The 20,035-nt window shown below is 31.7% G+C and carries 20 protein-coding genes and 1 pseudogene; 13 read left to right on the forward strand and 8 right to left on the reverse strand.

Going from position 1 to position 20,035, the window contains the following annotated elements; translation table 11 throughout:
• The first annotated feature begins 6 nt into the window (after positions 1–6).
• Positions 7–1,026: a UDP-glucose--hexose-1-phosphate uridylyltransferase gene (locus CELLY_RS11860; protein ID WP_013621921.1), complete on the forward strand. Its 1,020-nt coding sequence runs from the start codon at positions 7–9 to the stop codon at positions 1,024–1,026.
• On the opposite strand, the gene CELLY_RS11865 is transcribed toward CELLY_RS11860, so the two are convergent.
• Together CELLY_RS11865 and CELLY_RS11870 are read right to left on the reverse strand one after the other, a co-directional pair.
• The gene (locus CELLY_RS11865) at positions 1,023–1,661 is read right to left on the reverse strand and encodes a chloramphenicol acetyltransferase (RefSeq protein WP_013621922.1); all 639 of its coding nucleotides are present in this window, start codon (positions 1,659–1,661) and stop codon (positions 1,023–1,025) included. The two genes, CELLY_RS11860 and CELLY_RS11865, sit on opposite strands and share 4 nt — an antisense overlap.
• A 54-nt stretch (positions 1,662–1,715) precedes the next feature.
• On the reverse strand, positions 1,716–2,729 hold the full coding sequence (locus tag CELLY_RS11870; protein ID WP_013621923.1) for a LacI family DNA-binding transcriptional regulator: 1,014 nt from the start codon (positions 2,727–2,729) through the stop codon (positions 1,716–1,718).
• Between the two features lie 152 nt (positions 2,730–2,881).
• On the opposite strand from CELLY_RS11870, the gene CELLY_RS11875 reads away from it, so the two are divergent.
• From CELLY_RS11875 to CELLY_RS11895, 5 genes are all read left to right on the forward strand, one after another.
• Positions 2,882–3,904, forward strand: coding sequence for a sugar kinase (locus CELLY_RS11875; RefSeq protein ID WP_013621924.1), 1,023 nt, complete (start codon positions 2,882–2,884; stop codon positions 3,902–3,904).
• Positions 3,905–3,937: 33 nt separating this feature from the next.
• Positions 3,938–4,609 carry a bifunctional 4-hydroxy-2-oxoglutarate aldolase/2-dehydro-3-deoxy-phosphogluconate aldolase gene (locus tag CELLY_RS11880; protein WP_013621925.1) on the forward strand — a complete coding sequence of 224 codons (672 nt, stop codon included), beginning with the start codon at positions 3,938–3,940 and terminating at the stop codon, positions 4,607–4,609.
• Positions 4,610–4,913: 304 nt separating this feature from the next.
• Positions 4,914–5,369 (forward strand): hypothetical protein, encoded by a 456-nt coding sequence (locus CELLY_RS11885; protein ID WP_013621926.1) that lies wholly within the window; start codon positions 4,914–4,916, stop codon positions 5,367–5,369.
• Between the two features lie 221 nt (positions 5,370–5,590).
• Complete coding sequence (locus tag CELLY_RS11890; protein ID WP_013621927.1) at positions 5,591–8,290, forward strand: ATP-dependent DNA helicase; 2,700 nt, start codon at positions 5,591–5,593, stop codon at positions 8,288–8,290.
• Positions 8,291–8,507: 217 nt separating this feature from the next.
• Positions 8,508–9,443 (forward strand): retropepsin-like aspartic protease, encoded by a 936-nt coding sequence (locus tag CELLY_RS11895; protein ID WP_013621928.1) that lies wholly within the window; start codon positions 8,508–8,510, stop codon positions 9,441–9,443.
• A gap of 48 nt (positions 9,444–9,491) precedes the next feature.
• Here the strand turns inward: CELLY_RS11895 and CELLY_RS17235 are convergent.
• Positions 9,492–9,626: pseudogene (locus CELLY_RS17235) on the reverse strand (IS110 family transposase); the annotation flags it as partial.
• An 82-nt stretch (positions 9,627–9,708) separates the two neighbouring features.
• Here CELLY_RS17235 and CELLY_RS11900 point away from each other — a divergent pair.
• The 3 genes from CELLY_RS11900 (at position 9,709) to CELLY_RS11910 (ending at position 11,844) form a co-directional block, all read left to right on the forward strand.
• Positions 9,709–10,098, forward strand: a complete 390-nt coding sequence (locus CELLY_RS11900; protein WP_013621929.1) for an alpha/beta hydrolase family protein — start codon at positions 9,709–9,711, stop codon at positions 10,096–10,098.
• Between the two features lie 170 nt (positions 10,099–10,268).
• The gene (locus CELLY_RS11905) at positions 10,269–10,694 is read left to right on the forward strand and encodes a hypothetical protein (protein ID WP_013621930.1); all 426 of its coding nucleotides are present in this window, start codon (positions 10,269–10,271) and stop codon (positions 10,692–10,694) included.
• Between the two features lie 142 nt (positions 10,695–10,836).
• A complete protein-coding gene (locus CELLY_RS11910) occupies positions 10,837–11,844 on the forward strand; it encodes a hypothetical protein (RefSeq protein WP_013621931.1) in 1,008 nt (335 codons plus the stop codon).
• A 294-nt stretch (positions 11,845–12,138) separates the two neighbouring features.
• On the opposite strand, the gene CELLY_RS11915 is transcribed toward CELLY_RS11910, so the two are convergent.
• The gene (locus CELLY_RS11915; protein ID WP_013621932.1) at positions 12,139–12,342 is read right to left on the reverse strand and encodes a hypothetical protein; all 204 of its coding nucleotides are present in this window, start codon (positions 12,340–12,342) and stop codon (positions 12,139–12,141) included.
• 158 nt (positions 12,343–12,500) lie between these two features.
• Here CELLY_RS11915 and CELLY_RS11920 point away from each other — a divergent pair, with 158 nt between their 5' ends.
• The 4 genes from CELLY_RS11920 to CELLY_RS11935 all read left to right on the forward strand — a co-directional run bounded on the left by CELLY_RS11920 (position 12,501) and on the right by CELLY_RS11935 (position 14,845).
• Positions 12,501–13,256 carry a hypothetical protein gene (locus CELLY_RS11920; RefSeq protein ID WP_013621933.1) on the forward strand — a complete coding sequence of 252 codons (756 nt, stop codon included), beginning with the start codon at positions 12,501–12,503 and terminating at the stop codon, positions 13,254–13,256.
• Positions 13,257–13,652, forward strand: coding sequence for a DUF5675 family protein (locus tag CELLY_RS11925; RefSeq protein WP_013621934.1), 396 nt, complete (start codon positions 13,257–13,259; stop codon positions 13,650–13,652).
• 4 nt (positions 13,653–13,656) lie between these two features.
• Complete coding sequence (locus tag CELLY_RS11930) at positions 13,657–13,914, forward strand: hypothetical protein (RefSeq protein WP_013621935.1); 258 nt, start codon at positions 13,657–13,659, stop codon at positions 13,912–13,914.
• A 604-nt stretch (positions 13,915–14,518) separates the two neighbouring features.
• Positions 14,519–14,845: a YegP family protein gene (locus CELLY_RS11935; protein ID WP_013621936.1), complete on the forward strand. Its 327-nt coding sequence runs from the start codon at positions 14,519–14,521 to the stop codon at positions 14,843–14,845.
• 947 nt (positions 14,846–15,792) lie between these two features.
• Here the strand turns inward: CELLY_RS11935 and CELLY_RS11940 are convergent.
• Genes CELLY_RS11940 through CELLY_RS11955 form a run of 4 tightly spaced genes read right to left on the reverse strand, consistent with a single transcriptional unit; the run spans position 15,793 to position 20,034 of the window.
• Complete coding sequence (locus tag CELLY_RS11940; protein ID WP_013621937.1) at positions 15,793–16,809, reverse strand: hypothetical protein; 1,017 nt, start codon at positions 16,807–16,809, stop codon at positions 15,793–15,795.
• A complete protein-coding gene (locus CELLY_RS11945) occupies positions 16,799–17,176 on the reverse strand; it encodes a hypothetical protein (protein WP_013621938.1) in 378 nt (125 codons plus the stop codon). The genes CELLY_RS11940 and CELLY_RS11945 overlap by 11 nt, the downstream gene beginning before the upstream one ends.
• Positions 17,177–17,186: 10 nt before the next feature.
• Positions 17,187–17,624 carry a DUF1232 domain-containing protein gene (locus CELLY_RS11950; RefSeq protein WP_013621939.1) on the reverse strand — a complete coding sequence of 146 codons (438 nt, stop codon included), beginning with the start codon at positions 17,622–17,624 and terminating at the stop codon, positions 17,187–17,189.
• Positions 17,605–20,034, reverse strand: a complete 2,430-nt coding sequence (locus tag CELLY_RS11955; RefSeq protein ID WP_013621940.1) for a UvrD-helicase domain-containing protein — start codon at positions 20,032–20,034, stop codon at positions 17,605–17,607. The genes CELLY_RS11950 and CELLY_RS11955 overlap by 20 nt, the downstream gene beginning before the upstream one ends.
• Position 20,035: the final 1 nt, after the last annotated feature.

A 20,035-nucleotide genomic window follows, 5' to 3' on the forward strand; every position in this document is an offset into this window, starting at 1 on the left:
AATATAATGAATACAGATTTACAAGATTTTTCGCATAAACGTTTTAATATATTAACAGGAGAATGGGTATTGGTTTCTCCACACAGAGCAAAAAGACCTTGGCAAGGACAAAACGAGGCTGTGTCTAATGAGGTAAGGCCTGCTTACGACCCTAGTTGTTATTTATGTGCAGGAAATACTAGAATTAACGGAGAAGTAAATCCAGATTATAAAGATGTTTTTGTGTTTACTAATGATTTTGCAGCACTACAAACAGATTCTAAAACCTTTTCTGTAAATAATGGTTTGTTTAAAGCAGAAAGTGAGCAAGGTATTTGTAAAGTAATTTGTTTTAGTCCAGACCACTCTAAGAGTTTGGCAGATATGGCTGTAGAAGACATTAATAAAGTAGTAACAACTTGGCAAAAAGAGTATGTAGAGCTTGGTAGTAATGACACTATTAATTATGTTCAAATTTTTGAAAATAAAGGAGCTGTTATGGGGTGTAGTAATCCACACCCACACGGACAAATATGGTCACAGTCTACCTTGCCTAACGAAATTTTAAAAAAAGAAAAAGAGCAAAAAGAGTACTACGCTAAAAATAAAAGAAGTCTTTTAGGAGATTATTTACAACAAGAAATAGAGGCTAATGAGCGTATAATTTATACGAATGAAGATTTTATTGTATTAACCCCATTTTGGGCTGTTTGGCCTTTTGAGGTAATGATAGTTCCCAAAAAACAATACAACAATATTAGTCAAATATCTAATACAGAATCTTTAGCTTTTGCAGATGCAATTTCTGTTATTACAAAGGCCTATGATAAGTTATTTAATACCTCTTTCCCTTATTCTAGTGGTATACACCAAGCACCAACAAACGGTAAAGATAATAGCCATTGGCATTGGCATATGAGTTTTTACCCACCATTATTACGCAGTGCAACAGTTAAAAAATTTATGGTTGGGTATGAAATGTTTGGGTCGCCACAAAGAGATATTACAGCAGAGCAAGCAGCATCTAGGTTAAGATACTTAATTTAAGAATTCATAAGTTCTTGAAATTTTTCGGCAAAAAGAGATACGTGGTACCCGTCTGCTAATCCATGGTGTAAGTGTATAGAAATAGACATTTGTTGCTTGTTATTTATACTTACTACTTTACCAAAGGATATTTTTGGGCAACTGTCTGGTAAGTTATAGTTTCTGGCGTGTGACATACTAGTGAAATTTAACCAAGGAAGGGCAGAAAAGTGTATTACTGCATTAAAGTCGTCACTATCTTTTGGAGTAGGAAATAGTGTAGTTCCCTTTTTAACTTTTTCTATTTCTTCTTTAGCATTTTTAATAAATTCAGTTTCGTTTTTATGATATATAATGTTAGAAAAACCAAAGGTATTGTTATCTCTGCCTATTGTGGGGGATGCATTTATGCTGTCATATAAATAAACGTTATCATCAATAATTCTGTACCTAAAGTTTTCAACCATATTAGCAGCCTTTGTTGCTCTGTACAAATAATATAAAAAAAATGAAGTTTCTTTTTTTTTAGCTTTTTTTAATGCTATTGTGCAATCTATAGTTAATGTAATACCAAAAAAAGGTTCAGTAAAAGCAGAAAAAAAATTATAGTGTTCTGTGCGTTCCCAATTGCTTAAATTTACTTTTGTTCTTTTCATATTATAACTAAAATCTCTTAATTTTAAGTAAAAATAAAAAAACTAATGAGTTTCTTAAGAAGATTCTCTAACAATAAGTTTAGCCTCTAATATCTTTTTGTTTAATTGCTGTGTAGCTGTTTTTTTGTCTGCATATTCTAAAAAGGTTTGTGCAGCAATTTTACCAATTTCTGCACTATGTTGGTCTACACTTGTTATGGTAGGTGTAACCATTGTGGTAAAGGGTTCGTTACCAAAACCAACAAGCGCAATAGTATTAGGCACCGCTATATTTTCTTCTTTTAAAACTTGCAAAGCACCAAGAGCAGCATAATCACTAGCAGCATATACAGCATCTGGTGGGTTCTGTAGGGCAAGTAATTTTTTCATTTGTATTCTACCATCTTCAATAGTAAGGTTACTTTCGCTTACATAATCATCAATAAAAGTAAAATTGTGTTTGTGTAGAGCATCAACATAACCTCTAATTCTGTTGTTAAAAATACGTGTGTGTTTAAATCCGCCTATATGAGCAATTTTTTTACAACCTTTTTGAGCCAAATGGTCAACAATCATATGGCTACTATCATAATCGTTAATACCAATGTAATCAACATTTAAATCGTTTTCACCTCTATCAAACAAAATAAGAGGTATGCCTTTGGTTTTTATTTTTTCAAAAAAGTCTAAATCCACCGTTTCATTTGCCATAGAAGCAATAATACCATCTACTTGCGTAAAAAGTAGTGTGTCTATATTGTTACATTCTTTAGTGTAAGACTCGTTAGACTGTGTTACAATAACATTATACCCTTTGCTGTTTAATACCTCTTCTATATTTTGTAAAACCGATGAAAAATAAGAACTATTGGTACTTGGCACCATTACGCCAACCAAATTACTTTTACCACTACGTAGGGCACTAGCAAGGTTATTTGGCTGATAATCCAACTCTTTTGCTATTTTTTTTACAGCCTCTTTGGTTTTTTTACTAATTCTAGAGTCGTTACGCAAAGCCTTACTAACAGCAGCGGTAGATATGTTTAGCTTAACAGCAATATCTTTTAGAGTGGTTTTTTTGTTTGACAATTTTTAATATATTTGCTTAATCGATTAACCAAAAGTATTGAAAATACACATATAATCAAAGCTACTATAGTGTAACAAGGTGGTTTTGATTTTATTTTAGCTCAATGCTTAATCGATTAACCATATGTAAATTTTAATTAAAAAATATAAAAATGAGTAAAGTTGTCACCTTTGGAGAAATTATGTTGCGTTTGTCTACACAAAGACATTTGCGCTTTTCGCAAGCAAATAACTTTACGGCTACGTATGGTGGTGGCGAGTTTAATGTTGCAGTATCTATTGCAAATTATGGTTTAGAGGCCGAGTTTGTTACACGTTTACCAGATAATGATTTGGGTCATACAGCCCTAATGGAAATAAAAAAACGTAATGTACAAGCTAAAAATATTGCTTTTGGAGGTGATAGGTTAGGTGTATATTTTTTAGAAACCGGTGCAGGTACTAGAGGTAGTAAGGTGGTGTATGACAGAGCTAATAGTGCAATGGCAACCATTACACCAGGTACTATAAATTGGGAAGAAGTTTTTAAAGACGCCACCGTTTTTCATTGGAGTGGTGTAACACCAGCAGTATCACAAACAGCAGCAGATGTATGTTTAGAGGCCGTAAAAGTAGCCAGTAAGATGGGTGTTTTTATAACATCGGATCTAAATTACAGAGCAAAATTGTGGCAATATGGCAAAGAACCTAAAGATATTATGCCAGAGTTATTATCTTATAGCAATGTAATTTTGGGCGACTTAGATACCGCATTTTTTATGTCGGGCTTGGCAGAAGAAAAACCAGATTACCAAAATAAAGCGTCCTTACCAAGCTTGTATAATAAATTGTTTACATTGTATCCTAATTTAGAAAAAGTAGCTACAACATTACGCTACTCTATAAGCGCATCTCACCAACAGATTGGAGGTATTTTGTATGATAATGGCGAGCTGTACAGCGCAGCAATAAAAGATGTTACGCCAGTTGTAGATAGGGTAGGTAGCGGAGATGCTTTTATGGGAGGTTTAATTTATGGCTTACTAAATAAAGAATATAACGCACAACAAGCAGTAGATTTTGCAGTAGCAGCCTGTTGTTTAAAGCATACCATAGCCGGAGACATTAATTTGGTAACGGCAGATGAGGTAGAAAAACTAATGAGTGGCGATGCCTCTGGTAAAGTAGCACGCTAACACTTAAAAATAATAAAAACACAGCATACAATTATGGCACAATATAGCAGAATAGAAGTTTTTAATACAATGAATGAAACCGGTTTGGTACCCTTGTTTTACCATTCTGATGTAGATTTAGCAAAAAACATTTTAAAAGCTTGTTACAATGGAGGCGCACGCTTAATGGAATTTACCGCACGTGGAGATTTTGCTTTTGAAGTCTTTTCTGAGCTAAATAAATATGCCATAAAAGAATTACCGGGTATGGTATTAGGTGTTGGTTCTGTTACAGATGCTGCAGCAGCCTCTTTGTATATGCAAATGGGAGCCAATTTTATTGTAACACCATCTTTTAGAGAAGACATTGCCATAGCCTGTAACAGACGCAAAGTAATGTGGTCTCCTGGATGTGGTTCTTTAAAAGAAATAAACACAGCAGAAGAGTTGGGTTGTGAGGTAGTAAAGCTATTTCCTGGCGCAACCTACGGAGCAGGTTTTGTAAAAGCCATAAAAGGCCCACAACCGTGGACAAACGTAATGCCAACAGGCGGTGTAACTACAGAAGAAGACAATTTAACAGCTTGGTTTAATGCAGGTGTTACTTGTGTTGGTATAGGCTCTAAATTAATTAGTAAAGATGTTATAGCTAATAAAGATTATAAAGGCTTAGAGGCTACCGTAAAACAAACTATAGCAGTAATTAAAAAGCTAAAGAAAAAATAAATTATCCCATTTTAGGGTTATACTAAACACAAACCACAAAACCATACTTGTAGTAAAGTATGGTTTTTTTTATGCCTAAAAGTTAAAAGTATTTTACATTTTAAGTTACTATAGCTACCATTTATAATTAATTCTGATACAATTACACATATCTGTATTTGTACTAAAAAAAATGTTTTTATATTGTAAGAAAATTAAGCGCTAAAATTAGAAATGTGCGTTTATTACACCAATATGGGTGAATAAACGCAATTAATTGCGTTTACTAACTAGTTAGCATTAATAACTCAAAGAATGTGATTTAATGAATCAAAAGGAAAAAATATTTAAACAATGGAAAGAAAATACATCGAGTAGAATTGAAAATTGGAAAAAGGGACTTATTGATAAAGAAGAGGAATTAGTGTTAGACTTTTCAGAGAGTTCTCTTTCTAGTTTAGAAAATCACATAATTAGTAAGTACAGCCTAGTTGATTTAAAAAATAAAGAAAAAAACAATGAACTTGATGGGATTGTTTCATATATGGGAGAAACTCTAATCCGCTTAATTCCAGAATCAAAATGGATTATCTATACTGAAGATAAAACGAATGTTTATTATAACTTACCTTGTGTTTATACAAAGTATAGTGGTTCTATTTCTGTCCATTTCCTGTTGAGAGAAATATTAAACGCAAAAACATTCGATATAATAGAAACTCGTTTAAAGGCAGTTCTAAAATGTGATGAGGAAATTAGAAAACACTTAAAAGAAAACTAATGCTAACACTGTATATAGCAAATACGGCGCTCGGTGGTTTAAGGAAGTTCAGTGCTATTTACCAACACCGCCAAATCGTTGATTTGGCTTTTAAGAATGAATAAATTAAAAACAAAATACAACGTTTTGGCTCAGTGCAACTTGAAAGTTTATCGCTTTCTACTGCCCTACTTGCCATATACTAAACGTTAGCAACAAGCCATAGCAAACCCTAAATAAGAATGAGTAAAATCAATTCCCACATATTTGATATTGATAAAACAATTTGTAAGAACATTGAGAAATTTGATATTAATGAAAGAGGGTTATTATCTCAAAATATTTTATCTCAACTTAGGAATTATGTTGAACATATTGCCCTAAAAGTTTTTGAGGATGCACAACAAACAGAATTAAATAATAGCTACGAAAATATCCAGAACGCTATTGAATATATAAAAGCTAGAGGAGACTTAAAATTTTTATCAAGATTTCATAAACTCTTACAAATTACAGCTTCGCATTATACTCTAAACGAAGAAAGTTCAGAAAGATTAATACTAAAATACTTCGAATACCTTATTAAAATAAAGTCTTTTCTTTACAATACATATAATTTAGATGTTCTTCACAACCTAAAAGATTTTCCAATCCAAACAGATTCTAACTTAAAAGAATATTATGACAAAATTTCTTCATTAATTAAGCAACCAGAAGGGAATCGAAAAAAAACTAATTACAAAGACAGATATTATATTCAAAAAATAAAACCTTTTTTTGTAAAAAATGAAATATTCTATGAAGTAACTTTTCGCAGAGCTAATGATTATACTAGCAAATTTGACAGAATAATTGCTTTTACGAAGCTTGAAATTCTTGGAAATTATGCAGTAAAATTATCAATAAGCACAGATTTTATAGAGATTTTAGATAAAAAAATGCCTATTCAAATCATTGATAGTTGGGAGGTTTCAATACGACCTTGTGAAATAGATAATTTCGCAAAAATTTTTGGCGTGAACTCTAAAATTAGTAGTGGTAAGGAACCTTATGAACTAATGAAATATTTAACATCCACCGGATTAAATTTAGTAGAGGTTATTAGTTTAAATGATTGGTATTATGAATACGTAAAAAAGACGGTTACTGAAAAAGCTAAAGCTTCTCGAATATTCCAACTACTGGACAAATGCAGAGAAATGAGTAGAACTAAAAGTGACGGTCATAACCTACTTAGGTATTTACTACTCAAGCTTAATAATAAAATAATTAAAAAACAATACACTAATTCTCCTTGTGATTTATTATCAAATCTAAATTTAGAGTTTGGGTGTATTCCTTTTGACCAAATGCCTTTTAATTCGGCATTAATTAATCACAATCCTAAATTGAGTGACCTTTTTGCATCTATCAATACTGAAGACAGAAAACACGAAATATTAGCAAGACATATAAAAAACAATACAGAACAAAAAGGACAATTATTTACTGCTATCAATGAAATTGAAAACTTTGATAATGTTGAAGAACTTATAAGTCAATGGAATGACAATCTATATTGGAAACACAAAAATAGAGGAATAGAAAGTTTTAAAAAAAATGTATTTATCAAAGGCTATGAAGCAGATACTTTTAACATTATAAACAAACTAAAAGAAATATCATCTACGGGAATTAAAAATTATAAAAACTCAATAGAATCTTGGCTTAATTCAACTGCTTATAAAATTGATTGTGAAGAAAAAAAGACTGCTCTTAAAAACTTATTCGAAAGCTCAAAAGTAGCTTTAATTTATGGGGCAGCTGGAACTGGAAAATCAACTATGATTAATCATATTTCAAACTTTTTTGACAAAGAAAGTAAGTTATATTTGGCAAATACAAATCCTGCAGTTGACAATTTAAAACGTAATATAAAGGTTGCCAATTGTAATTTTAAAACTATAACCAAATTTACTTGGAGTAAAGAAACTGAATACGATATTTTAATTATAGATGAGTGCAGTACAGTAAGTAATTCGGATATGCTTAAAATACTTAACAAAGCAAAATTCAGGCTGCTTATTCTTGTTGGAGACGTATTTCAAATAGAATCAATACTTTTTGGTAATTGGTTCAGTCTAATAAAATCTTTTATTCCAGAATCTTCAGTATTTGAATTGGAAAAACCTTATAGAAGTAATAATCCAGATTTATTAAGACTTTGGGAAAGAGTAAGAAACATTGAAGACAATATTCTAGAAAGTTTAACGAAAAACGAATATTCTAAAACACTTGATAATTCAATTTTTCAAAATGCCGAAGAAGACGAAATAATACTTTGTTTGAATTACGATGGGCTTTACGGCATAAACAATATAAATTCATTTTTACAAAGCAGTAATTCTAATCAGACATTTATTTGGGGTACTCAAACTTACAAAGTTGAAGACCCAATAATTTTTAACGAATCAGGTCGCTTTTCACCATTAATTTATAATAACCTAAAAGGTAAAATCTCAGGAATTGAATTACTTGGCGAACAAATACAATTTGACATTGAAGTTAATCTAGTACTTAATGAATTTGATACTGAGTGGTATGATTTTGAACTCTTAGATAATTCTGAAAATGGAAATTCTGTAATTCGATTTACTGTCGATAAGTACAAAAGTACTGATAATGATGATGACGATTCTAGCAATATTATTCCTTTTCAAGTAGCTTATGCAGTTTCTATCCATAAAGCACAAGGATTAGAATATAATTCTGTAAAAATTGTGATAACAGATGAAGTTGAAGAGATGATTTCCCATAATATCTTTTATACAGCAATTACAAGAGCAAAAGAAAATCTAAAAATTTATTGGACACCTGAATCTGAAAAGAAAATTATAGAAAGTTTTAAAACTAAGTTTAACAAAAAGGACTATGCTTTACTTAAAACAAAGAATAGTCTTTAATTAATAAAAAGGCCAGTTGCTAACAATGTATAAAAAACATAGGGCGTTCGTGCTTAATCGAAGGTCTGTGATTATTTCTTGTTTTAGCCTACTTACGAATCCCGATGCGTCGGGACTAGCGGATTTTTTATTTGCTAAATTAATTCCTTAAACACGCCACTAATCATACAAAAAACGTTGTGCGTAAGCTAAAACAGCATCTACAAAATTGAAATATATGAACAAAACAAGAGTATTTATTTATTCAGTAATATTAATTTTAATAACTAGTTGTGCAACTAGCAAAGCAGTAAAATACTTTAAAGAAGGAAAAACAAAACAAGAAAACTTTAAAGTTACTTTACCTTTCGAAATTAAAAATGGTTGGATAATTATTCCTGTAGAAATAAATAATAAAAATTATAATTTTCTTTTTGATACTGGGACGCCAACTCTTGTGTCAAAAGAACTTGCTAAAAGTTTAAATTTGAAAATTATTGACTCTGTAAATGTTTCTGATGTTTTTAATAAAAAACAAACTAATCAATATACCAGAATAGAATCTATTGGAATTGGAAAAATAGATTTTGTTGAAACAGTAGCCTTAATAAATGATTTTAATTCAATACCAATGTGGTCTTCTCTCAATATTGACGGGTTTATTGGTTCAAGTTTACTGCAACACGCTATTTGGGATATTGATTTTGATAAGAAACAAATTATTATAACTGACAATGAATCGAAATTAAGCTTACCTGAAAAAATAATTGAAAATAAATTATTTATTGGTTATGCAGGAATACCTTCTATTGCTTGTAAAATAAATGGTGAAAAAGTTTGGAATTTTGATGTCGATTTTGGCTATAATGGAGATTTAGTTATACCTTTTTCCGAATTTGAAAAGCAAAAAGAAAATGGACAAATATCAGATTTCACTGAATCTAAAACAACCGGTTCTATTGGGATTTATGGAAAACACGACAATGCAAGGATATCTTACACAGGAATTATTAATGAATTAGAATTCGGAAATACTATTTTAAAAAAACAAAAAGTATATTCAGAGCAATATTTGGGTAGAAGATTTGGTTTAGACTTTTTTAAAAATTATCGAGTAATTCTAAATTGGAATAGTAAAAAAATAAAGTTAATAGAATATAATAACTCTAAATAAAAGCCTACGCACAACAAAGTACTGTGGTAAAAAATAAGTAATAACTAACTAATTTTCAGCTAAAGTGCTTCTGTAAGAATCATCATATACTAGTTCTGATTTTGCAATAGCAAAGGCTTGTTTTAATAATTTATTGCATATGGCTATTAGCGCTAACTTTTTAATTTGACATTTGGCAACTATTCACTTTTTTATCTGCTAATTTTAATTTTAAACACGCAACAAACTATTTTAAAACCCGTTGTATACAGTATAAAAAATAAATATGAAATATACAGATTTTAAGGAGCTTAAAGAAAAACCAGTTGGACTTGCTTGTGATATTCTACAAGGTTATCCGCTAGAGTTTGGAGATTTAACCTACAGACTAGATGATTACGATTTATACGAGTGGTTAGAAGAAAATGAAATGGAAGATTTTGACTCAGAATTATTAGAGCGTTATCCAAATTATGAGTCATTAGGGGCTTTAGATTTAGAGTATGCTTTAGAGGCAAATCCAGAATTTCGTTATGATTCTTATGCCGAATTTGTTTTGTTTGTAGATACAACAAAAAAAGACTTCCCTGTTGTTATTTTTGATGGTCAAGATATTTTTGCTACCCTTTATGACACTTTTGAGCTGTTTTATGCGTCTTTATATAAAATAACCTAATTAAAAGACAATACAATTCCACAGCGAATATAAACTGTATACTTACAAATATAAACCTCCTATACTTTTATAAACTAAATGTACCTATTATTGCTTGGCATTGTGTTAATCACAAGGCAATAAGGTTATTAAAGAACCTTGTTTCTATATAATTATTTATAAAATAGGGTATGAGAGAGTCTGATTTAGATATTTTAAAAAAATCACTTACTATTATAATAGGTTTTGAAGAGCGTGTAGATTTAGTTAATTCTGCTTCTGAATTTTTAGAAATACATAACAGAAATATACAAATGCTTAAAGATTTGGGTGTAGAGAGACAATCTGATTTTATAAAAAAAAATATTAGTGATTACCCTAAGCTTAGAGTTTCAGAAATTGAGTTGTTTATATTTAGAAAGAGAAAAGAAAAAAGTTTTCTGTGGTTTGTTGGCGGCCGTAGATTAGGCTTTGTTTATGATTTAATTAGAACAAGAGGGGTGCTTTTATCTCAAATAAAAAAGAAAGTAGCTAAAATTAAAGACATCAACCAAAGGATGTACAAGGTTGTAGAAAATCCTATTTTTGAAGAGGTATACCAGAAAACAGGCTATTAAATATATAAATTACAATTAATTTTTTTTGTCTTAGTTATTCTACTTTTTTATACAAATAAGCGCTAAACCCTTACAAATATAAATTACTAGTTTTTTTATTGCATACTTGTTATTAAAATTGATATAAATAAAATTTTAAAAAATGAAAAAGCTAACTACGCTACTTGTTTTGCTTGTTGTTACTTCGGGTTTATGTCAACTTCCAAATTTAGATTTAAATCAATTTCCGCTTTCAACTTACTTAGAAGCAGAAAATAACTTTCCTGGAGGAAAAATATTAAATTCTGACTATTATACAGTTTCCGATGATTTGGGATTACTTTCATTTATAAGAAAAGATAGTGACATTGCAGATATAGACATAGTTGCTAGATATGTTTATTATAAAAAAGATAGTCTTATTCTAGAATTAATTAATGAGTGGGATGTAGCCAACCACAACAAAAAAATCAATAATAAAAAAGACTTAGAGTTTAGAAAAAATATGCTCAGTTTTTATTTAAGAGGAGAAAAAGCAATGATAGCTTCTATGGGAGAAGGTACTGTAGAAGGAAATATTCCTTTAGAAATTAATGATAGCACTGCTTATTATAAAAGTACAGTTTGGAATTTAGAAAACACATTAGTAAAATTAAGCATTACAATGTCTAACAACTACAATAAACAAACAGAAGAGTTTCCTATACACAAATTTGTTGTGAGTATGAGAGCAACAAATATAACAGATAGACCTACATATAAAACTAAGCAGTTGATAAAGAGAGATAGAAAAGAAATACCAAATATAGAGCACCCTATTGTAAGTGGTAAAGATCCTATTTATATTGGCTGTGAAAAAAGTGTAGATAAAGGAGTTTGTTTGCGTAATAGCGTTAGAAAAAGAATACTAAAAGAATTAGAAGTAGAAAATGTAGTAATTGAAAATGCTACTTTAAAAGTAAGATTTAGGGTAGAAATAGATGGCAGTATAACTCCTTTTGAAAGAGATATAAAATCAAACAACAAGAAACTACAGACAATAGCCTTACAGACTATTATTGGTTTACCTAAAATGATACCTGCTTACTCTAAAAAAATGGACCAAAATGTTACTGCTGGTAATATTTTTTATCTGGTAATTAAAGACGGTAAAATAGCTAATTTAGAGTAGTGATTTTATTGTTCTACTGTAAAATTTAATTGTTTATTTTTGATTATAAAATGAGGTATTGTAAAAAGAAAAAAGCTTGCTAAATCTAATATTTAGCAAGCTTTTAGTGACCTCGACAGGATTCAAACCTTGTCTGTAATTCCTTAGTATTATTGACTTTCTTAGTTTTTCAATTTGATTACTAACCTAATAGCTACCATTTACATTGAAAGTCTTTATAGTTGTTTGTCTTTCTCAGAAGATCATAAAGATACGAAAATCAAGGATTCAAACCTATATAAATCATATTAAATACTATGAAATTTGTTCAAGATATTGGTTAACGATTTCCTCTTTAATACCGCTATATTCGGCGAATTCTTCTGCAGTGATAAATTGGTGTGACTTCTTACCAAAGTGGGTTTTAATGTCATTTAAAAGCTTACGACCGTAGCGTTCACTTCTTCCAGTGATACGCTGTATGTCTTTTGGGTATATACAAGCTCTTACTATTCTCATTTTATACTCTATCCATACTTTATCTATACCTCAACTATGGATTGTTTATATGTCTTCTTATGGCATAAAACGTATTTTGTGGCACCAATGTATGGCTGTTTTTGATTTCTTTTATAAAACTAGTGTCTTTTGTCTAATAATCAAAAAATTAGAACATTATGGCTAGACAAACAGGTATTATCAAATTAAAAGGAACTATCGGAGATATTTCTTTTTACAAAAGCGCAGATGGACACCTTGCGCGCTATAAAGGAGGTGTCGATGCCAATCGTATTGCAAATGATCCTGCGTTTCAGAGAACTCGTGAAAATGGCTCTGAGTTTGGACGTGCTGGAAAAGGAGGTAAAGTGATTCGAAATGCTATCCGTGTGCTTTTGCAGAACGCAAAAGACAAGCGTGTAGTGAGTCGTTTGACTAAATCTCTTGTAGCAATTACAAAAACTGATACTGTCAATGAGCGTGGTCTTAGAACCATTGAAGACGGTGATATGGCTACATTGCAAGGCTTTGAATTTAATGCGAATGGAAAGCTAGGCGCAACACTATTTGCTCCTTATACTACATCTCTTGATCGTACAACTGGAGATGTCGATGTGAGTTTGGCTCCATTTTCACCAACAGTAAGAATTGCAGCTCCAGGAGGTACTACTCACTTTAAGGTAGTAATGGGTGCTGCAGAGCTTGATTTTGCCAATGAGACCTCAACTTTTGAGAGTGATGAAACGGCGATTCTTCCTTATGATAGTGCAAATACTGCAGCAATTGATTTGAGTGTTGCACTTCCAGCAAACTCAGCGCTTCCAATTTTGCAAGTCGTTGGTATTGAGTTTTATCAAGAAGTAAATGGACAAATGTATCCGTTAAAAAACGGTGCATTTAATGCACTTGCTGTAGCAAAAGTAGATACTGTCTAAATGAATGTGTTGTTGCAAAGGACCTATTATAAAGAGGGCACTAATAGTGCTCTCTTCTATAATGGTCAGTTTTTAGGTTTTGCTATTGAATTACCTTGGTTGAACAATGAAAGAAACGTGTCTTGTATACCTGAAGGCGAATACGAGCTGAAAGCGAGGTATTCGGTAAAATTTAAGCATCATTTACATCTTACTAATGTAGAAGAGCGTAGTCTTATACTACTGCATCCTGCTAATAACGCGAAGCGTGAGCTTCGTGGTTGTATAGCTCCTGTAACTAAGTTAACAGGTATAGGAAAAGGAGCTTATTCCAAACCACTGTTTCAAAAATTAGTATCTCTTTGCTATCAAGCATTTGACAGAAACGAAAACGTATTATTAACTATTAAATATTAAGACAATGAATATTGTAGAACGTTATAAAAAGCCAACGCCTAAGTTTTTCAGAACTTTGCGTAATATAGGTATCGCATTAGCTACCGCAGGTGGCGCAATTATCGCAGCACCTATTAGTTTGCCAGCTGTTTTGGTAACTGTAGCAACTTATATGACTGTTGCCGGAACCGTTGCTACTGCTGTTAGTCAAGCAGTAACAATTGATGAGAAGACAGAGATTCCCAAAATAGACGGAAAAGATTCCGCGTCGAATATTAAATAGAGTGACACAAAATGTAACACATATCAAATTTTCGGTACTAGGTGGGACGTTATCTTCTGCGTGGATTCATATCACATCAGATGACCTCATTAAGACAGCACTTATGGCTGCAATAGGCGCAGTAATTAGCTATGTGGTTTCATTACTCGTAAAAAGACTGCATCATACGCTACTACGATTACGGTCTGGACGAGTGCCGAGAAAGAAGAAAAAGTAATAAAGAAGAGCTTCCGAAGAGGCTCTTTTTTTATTCCGATACTTTCATTGAATCACAAAACCCTTCCGTATTATTTTAAAAGAAAAACAAAAAAAAGAAAGCGATTTCTCTAGTGGCGTGGCAATGCTGTCAAGTTTTTTGGAAAAATCGTGCGCCTAGGAGGAAGGTTGAAAAAAATAGAACTGCCTTTTGGCGTGCTATTTTTTTCAAAACCTTTGGCTTGAACTTTATAGCATTATTGTGGTGGCCGATGGAAGCCAACTAAATTTGTGGCCTTTTTTATTATTATTCTTAAGACTGTTGAATAAGTGGTTGATAAATAGAGTTTAATGTTGTGATTTGAATTTCTATTTTAAGTACATTTAATATCAAAACAATACAAATATTATGTCAAAATTTGAAGTATATCAAGATGCTAGGAGTGAGTATCGTTTTAGGTTGAAAGCTGATAATGGTCAAAAAATATTAGCAAGTGAAGGTTATTCAGCTAAAGCTGGATGTATGAATGGAATAGAATCTGTTCGTAAAAATTCACAAGATGATAAACGATATGAGCGTTTAAAGGCGAGTAATGGTAAGCACTATTTTAATCTTAAGGCGAGTAATGGTCAGGTTATAGGAACTAGTGAAATGTATGAATCTTCTTCTGGAATGGAAAATGGTATTGCATCGGTTACATCTAATGCACCAAAAGCAACTATTGAAGAGGTTTAAAATTTTTTAAAAGAAGTTTTAAGGCCTTCTGAAGTATAAGGTTCTCTTATCCGCTATTGTTTGTTAAGCAGGTAATCTAAAAGGCGCGAGCCGACTGCGAGATTAGCAAGGGTACTGTGAGTGATAGTGTGAGGTACGAGCACTCTCACGGTAATGTGGTAACACTAGGTGGCGCAGTTTTTTGATTTGGTTTAAAGTGATTTCTATTTTTAATTGAATAGGTAAGTGCTATGTGTGAGTGAGGTGACTGAAGGTAGGAAGACGCCGAAGGAATACATAGCTCTTACGTACTAGGACGGAAGCGGTATCAGCTTAACCGCTAGGTAAGGTGGTATGGCTGTAGGACGTTATTTAATAACCGAAATTTATTGAATAGGTATCAAAAAATGTGACACCGGTAGACCTCAAACTTATGGTAGTCTTCCTAAGCCTAGCTATGCTCTTGTTATTTAAATATCAATTTCTTAGTGTTTTGCGTTCTCATAACGTAATGCTGCCATAAGTTTGAGGTCGTAGCCCGCAGCGACACGCAGGCTCGCAAAACATTAAATAGCGGTTGTGCCTTAATAAATTATGCGTGTGCATAGCACACACAGCTTTGGATTTTAAGGCACAAGAGTAGCTATGGGTGAGGAATAGCGTAATGTGTGCAATAGTACAAGTAAATAGTGCGAGCGAGGACGTATCGCCGCAGTAGTTCTATTTACTGTAAGCACAAATGCGACGATAGAAGCATTTTTGATTATGTACTATGTAACTAAATGGAGCGACTGACGAACACCTTATTACCTGCCTTCCCGAATTTTGAAATTATTAGTGCAGATGAATTGAAAGATGTATTCTTTTTAATTTAGATTATAGAGATTATATTAAACCTTTTTGGTAAAGCGTTTAGTAAAAGCATTTATTCGAATATATTTTAATCCTTTTTGAACTATCGAATTGATCTAATATCCTTTTCTACCGTATTTTTTCACTACGTCTATATACTTGTTGCGCAATCTTAGATAGTTTTCTAATGAACATTCGATGCTACCATTTTTTGAACCTTCAAAGTGCACTGGTATTGGTTTATACTTTTCTATGAGTTCATCATATAAGTTATCTAATATTAAAAAGTAATCTATAACATATTCATATCCTGTAATGTCTAACTCCAATTCAACTTGTTCCTGCTCGTAAAATATTATGGAATCTGTTTTCCATTTCTCAGAAAATTCAAAATAGATAGATCCATATAGGTTTTCTTGATTTTTAAAGAACCAGATTAGTCTTTCTCTTTCAGTACTAGAATTGTGATAATCCACCAGACTCTCAATTGCTTGTTCTTTCACTTGTGTTATCTCAAATACGCGTTCTACTTTACTTACCAAACTATAAGCATCATTATATAAGTTGTAGTCGAAACATTCAAATGGACCAAAACCGTTAATGGTTTCGCTTAAGTAGTTAAAGTTATTGTAGTACCAATTCAATAATTTATCTACTTTTATGGGTTTTTCGATCTCACTTATTTGATTTAATAATTCATTATATTCTTTTTTTATAATGAGGTACTTTGAGGTAGGTTTAAAGTTGTAATATTCATCTTTTCTAAAACTGAAACCTAAATCTATGGACTTTTCAAGATCTGTAAAGTTTGTGAGTTTATTACAGACGTAAATATCATCTGCAAACTCTTCATCTTTACTTTCAATAAACAAGTCTAAATAGTATCCAGAATTTGATAGAAAGGTCATTCCTTCACAGCCCTTATTGCAAGATTCACAAATACCAAAAAATACATCGTCGAAGGAATGGCAATCGTCACGCCTAGCTTGATTAAACTTCTTTTCTAATTTTTCAAGAAAAAGTGATTTAGGAACATCTTGATATGGCTTATTATCATCCAGCAGTTCTTTTAAAGCAGCTATATCGAAGTTTTTGATGGCTTGTGTTATTTCATTAATAGAATTAATTTTCATTCTCTTTCTTCTCGTAATTATGTATTAATGAAGAAATGAAAGCACCACCAGCTGCTGTAGCTAACCAACCCCAAACACCTACACCTGTACCTAAAGCTGCGATACCTATGCCTCCAGTTCCAAAAATGAAGAAGCCAGTGACAGCACCTAGGAAAGCGCCAATAAACAGCTTGCTATTAGTTGATTGATCACTCCACATAATTCGTTTGATTTCTTTTGCTTTTTCCTTAGTCGTAAGATTTGAGGACTGAACTTCATTTACTTTTTTTAAAATCGTCATCAGTTTTTCTTTCTTAGAACTTGAAAGCTTTGAGATATAGTTAATTGCTTTTTCAAGTATATTTTGCTCTGATTTTTTATCTTCCATATATGTTAGTTTAGTAGAAGCCAACGAATTCTAAAACCTCCTGAAATAATTCGTCATAATCTTTAATTGCATTATCATATATCCCTGAATTTAATAACTCATCAAGATTATTCAAATCTTGATTATATAATCTTTCTATTTGTTCAAAACCAATTTCTGTTTCAACTTCTTTTATGACAAATATTGCTAATAATATGTCATCTATATATCCGATTGCGCCGTGTTCGTCTTCTGAATACAGGTCTTTTGGCACAAGGAAGTACCCAATAGAGGTGAAAATTTTTGATCTATTTGCAACAGAAAGGTCAGTCACATCAAGTAAAGAAGTTAATAATTGATAAATATAAGGTGCAGACCTAATAAGCTCACTATGCTTGTTTTGATAGTCCCTAGTATTATTTAACAATAGATCTTCAAATTTGAATTTCTTAAAGCTTGTAGTTTTCATCCAAATAGTTTTTTGTGTCTTGATCCCAAATAATCACTCTCTCTGGATCAAATTCATTTATAATATCTTTGTACTCTTTACATTCTTCCCCAAATAGTGCGATAATCAAAATTCCAGATGTTCGCGTTAAAATAGTGTAGACATAATGCCTAATACGTTCGCTAAATTCTATATTCTTTCGCGCTGTCCATACCACACACTTCTTTTCCAATCCTTTAACTTTTAATATGGTCTCATCATAGGAAAGCCCGCGCCTAAATAAAGCAAGTTCATTCCTTAGTTCTGCGTCTTTTTCAAGAATTAGGATATTGTCGTAAGGGACTACGTTAAAATTAAATATATCATATTGATGATAGGAAGACACTGCATTTTTAATCTTTAATGCCATCTCCTTTGAATTTGAAGCTTTAATAAGGATTGGTCGAGCACCTGGCGGAGCACCTTTAAATGGAGATAAAGGATTTTTAATATCATCTTCTTCAGTAACGATATTTTTAGAAAAATTCTGTAGACATTCACTTATTCTGTAAGGCAGTCTATAAGACCCTACTAGTTGAATAAATTTTCTTCTACCCATATCCTCTTGCGACAGTCTTGGAATATTTGCAACATTTCCAAGATGTATGGCTTGTGCAAAATCTCCACAAATGATAAGATTATTTGGGTTTTTTAGTAACTCATAAAAGATGTTATAATCAGTTTGAGTACAATCTTGAAACTCATCAACAATAAGATGAGAAAATCCAAAACCTTTGTTCGATTTTTTCAATTCTTTATAAAACTGATGGCGTCTCTTTACAAAAGAACTATTTAAACCTAAAAGTTCAAGATACAGTACGACACTTTCAAATAAGTATTTTCTTGAATTACCATCTCTTTCTAAGCGCTTTCTACCTTTAATTCGTGCTTTAGCATATATTGATGCTTCTGCTATATCTTGTCCATAAATCACATAATGATATTCATCAATAACGTATCTGTCATTAAGTACGTGATCGTAAACATTAGTAGTAATTCCATATTTCTTTTTAATTGTATTTATTGCCCTAGCAGCAACACTTAAGTGATAATTGTCAAACTGAATTTTATCATTTTTAAACGGAGTTGGTGCATCTGAAATTTTAGACCATAACCTAGTAGGCAAAACATCAAAATGCATTATGGTAATGGTATCTTTAGTTGATTCGCCTACTCGCAAAGAATCGCCACGATCAATAAACTTAAATTTCTCACGTGATAACAACTCCTTCAACCAACTTTTTATAACACTTACAAGTCCTTTATTGAAAGTTGTTACGAGTATAGATATCTCTTCAATTGGTTTTTCAGAGCTATTTTTTAAGATATTTATTATTCTCTCTGTAATCACTACAGTTTTACCACATCCAGCTGGTCCATATATAACAGTAGGCCTTCCGTCATCTTCAGCTGCTTTCTTTTGTTCTGGAGACAGAATTATATCCCTACGAACGGTTAACGGTGGTGTAAACAAATCTACAGAAGGTGATTCTATAGGAATTGATAAACCTGGGGTCGCAAGTCTCAAAATTATTGATGACATCCAGTTTTCTTGCCATACTGGCATACCGTTATACTGTACTCCGCATTCTTCTTTTATTTTGCGTCTTACAGCTAAAGTACTTGGTAAAGAACCAGTAAATAGATGTTTCATATCAATAGACAACACTTCGTAATTTTGATTTTTGATAGGAACAGAAGCTTTATTCATCAAATAGCTTTTCCTTTTAGAAGTATTGCAAATAATAAATCTAGGTTCAAAGGTTTCTACCAGTTTGGATAAATTATCACTTAAATGCTGAACATTATCACTCTGATCAAATAAATAGCTGGCTGTTATCCAAAAATTATTGAAATTAGAAGTATCTGTCTGTTCCCAAGAATTGACGGAATAAATTGTCTTTATATCCTTCGCTATTTCGTAACTCTTAATAAATTCAGGCCACAAATAACTCCTATTGTAATCCAACATAAAGGGACTTGTGTCAATATTTATAATGGTAATTTTGGGGCTTTTACCAAATAACTGGTCAAGACCTATTTTACATAAAGAAATAGCAAGTTGAACAGCTCCGGTTCCAGCACCTAGGTCAAGTAGAGTAATTTCATTCTCTTCACGTGCTTCGTAAAGTAACTTGGCGAAGTAACTTATAAATGCATTTGTTCTTTTTCCTTGATACCAAAGAGAATAAGATAATCCTATAGTAAAACGATCATAGCATAAGTCTCTATCTGTACCAAGCAAATAACATTCTTTTTGAGTTTCGTTTGCATCAAAGGAAAAATTGTCTAAATGTTTGTGTTTTTCGTAAAAAGTAAAACCTGCTCTAGCAAATAATTCATCTAAAATACTGCGCTGATTCTCTAGCCAATCTAAATAATTATTATACATA

The organism is Cellulophaga lytica DSM 7489, assembly GCF_000190595.1.
Lineage (GTDB): Bacteria > Bacteroidota > Bacteroidia > Flavobacteriales > Flavobacteriaceae > Cellulophaga > Cellulophaga lytica.

Coding starts and splice junctions, on each gene's coding strand:
- CELLY_RS11860 (WP_013621921.1), top strand. CDS start 7: ATGAATACAGATTTACAAGATTTTTCGCATAAACGTTTTAATATATTA.
- CELLY_RS11865 (WP_013621922.1), bottom strand. CDS start 1,661: ATGAAAAGAACAAAAGTAAATTTAAGCAATTGGGAACGCACAGAACAC.
- CELLY_RS11875 (WP_013621924.1), top strand. CDS start 2,882: ATGAGTAAAGTTGTCACCTTTGGAGAAATTATGTTGCGTTTGTCTACA.
- CELLY_RS11880 (WP_013621925.1), top strand. CDS start 3,938: ATGGCACAATATAGCAGAATAGAAGTTTTTAATACAATGAATGAAACC.
- CELLY_RS11885 (WP_013621926.1), top strand. CDS start 4,914: ATGAATCAAAAGGAAAAAATATTTAAACAATGGAAAGAAAATACATCG.
- CELLY_RS11890 (WP_013621927.1), top strand. CDS start 5,591: ATGAGTAAAATCAATTCCCACATATTTGATATTGATAAAACAATTTGT.
- CELLY_RS11895 (WP_013621928.1), top strand. CDS start 8,508: ATGAACAAAACAAGAGTATTTATTTATTCAGTAATATTAATTTTAATA.
- CELLY_RS11900 (WP_013621929.1), top strand. CDS start 9,709: ATGAAATATACAGATTTTAAGGAGCTTAAAGAAAAACCAGTTGGACTT.
- CELLY_RS11905 (WP_013621930.1), top strand. CDS start 10,269: ATGAGAGAGTCTGATTTAGATATTTTAAAAAAATCACTTACTATTATA.
- CELLY_RS11910 (WP_013621931.1), top strand. CDS start 10,837: ATGAAAAAGCTAACTACGCTACTTGTTTTGCTTGTTGTTACTTCGGGT.
- CELLY_RS11915 (WP_013621932.1), bottom strand. CDS start 12,342: ATGAGAATAGTAAGAGCTTGTATATACCCAAAAGACATACAGCGTATC.
- CELLY_RS11920 (WP_013621933.1), top strand. CDS start 12,501: ATGGCTAGACAAACAGGTATTATCAAATTAAAAGGAACTATCGGAGAT.
- CELLY_RS11925 (WP_013621934.1), top strand. CDS start 13,257: ATGAATGTGTTGTTGCAAAGGACCTATTATAAAGAGGGCACTAATAGT.
- CELLY_RS11930 (WP_013621935.1), top strand. CDS start 13,657: ATGAATATTGTAGAACGTTATAAAAAGCCAACGCCTAAGTTTTTCAGA.
- CELLY_RS11935 (WP_013621936.1), top strand. CDS start 14,519: ATGTCAAAATTTGAAGTATATCAAGATGCTAGGAGTGAGTATCGTTTT.
- CELLY_RS11940 (WP_013621937.1), bottom strand. CDS start 16,809: ATGAAAATTAATTCTATTAATGAAATAACACAAGCCATCAAAAACTTC.
- CELLY_RS11945 (WP_013621938.1), bottom strand. CDS start 17,176: ATGGAAGATAAAAAATCAGAGCAAAATATACTTGAAAAAGCAATTAAC.
- CELLY_RS11950 (WP_013621939.1), bottom strand. CDS start 17,624: ATGAAAACTACAAGCTTTAAGAAATTCAAATTTGAAGATCTATTGTTA.
- CELLY_RS11955 (WP_013621940.1), bottom strand. CDS start 20,034: ATGTATAATAATTATTTAGATTGGCTAGAGAATCAGCGCAGTATTTTA.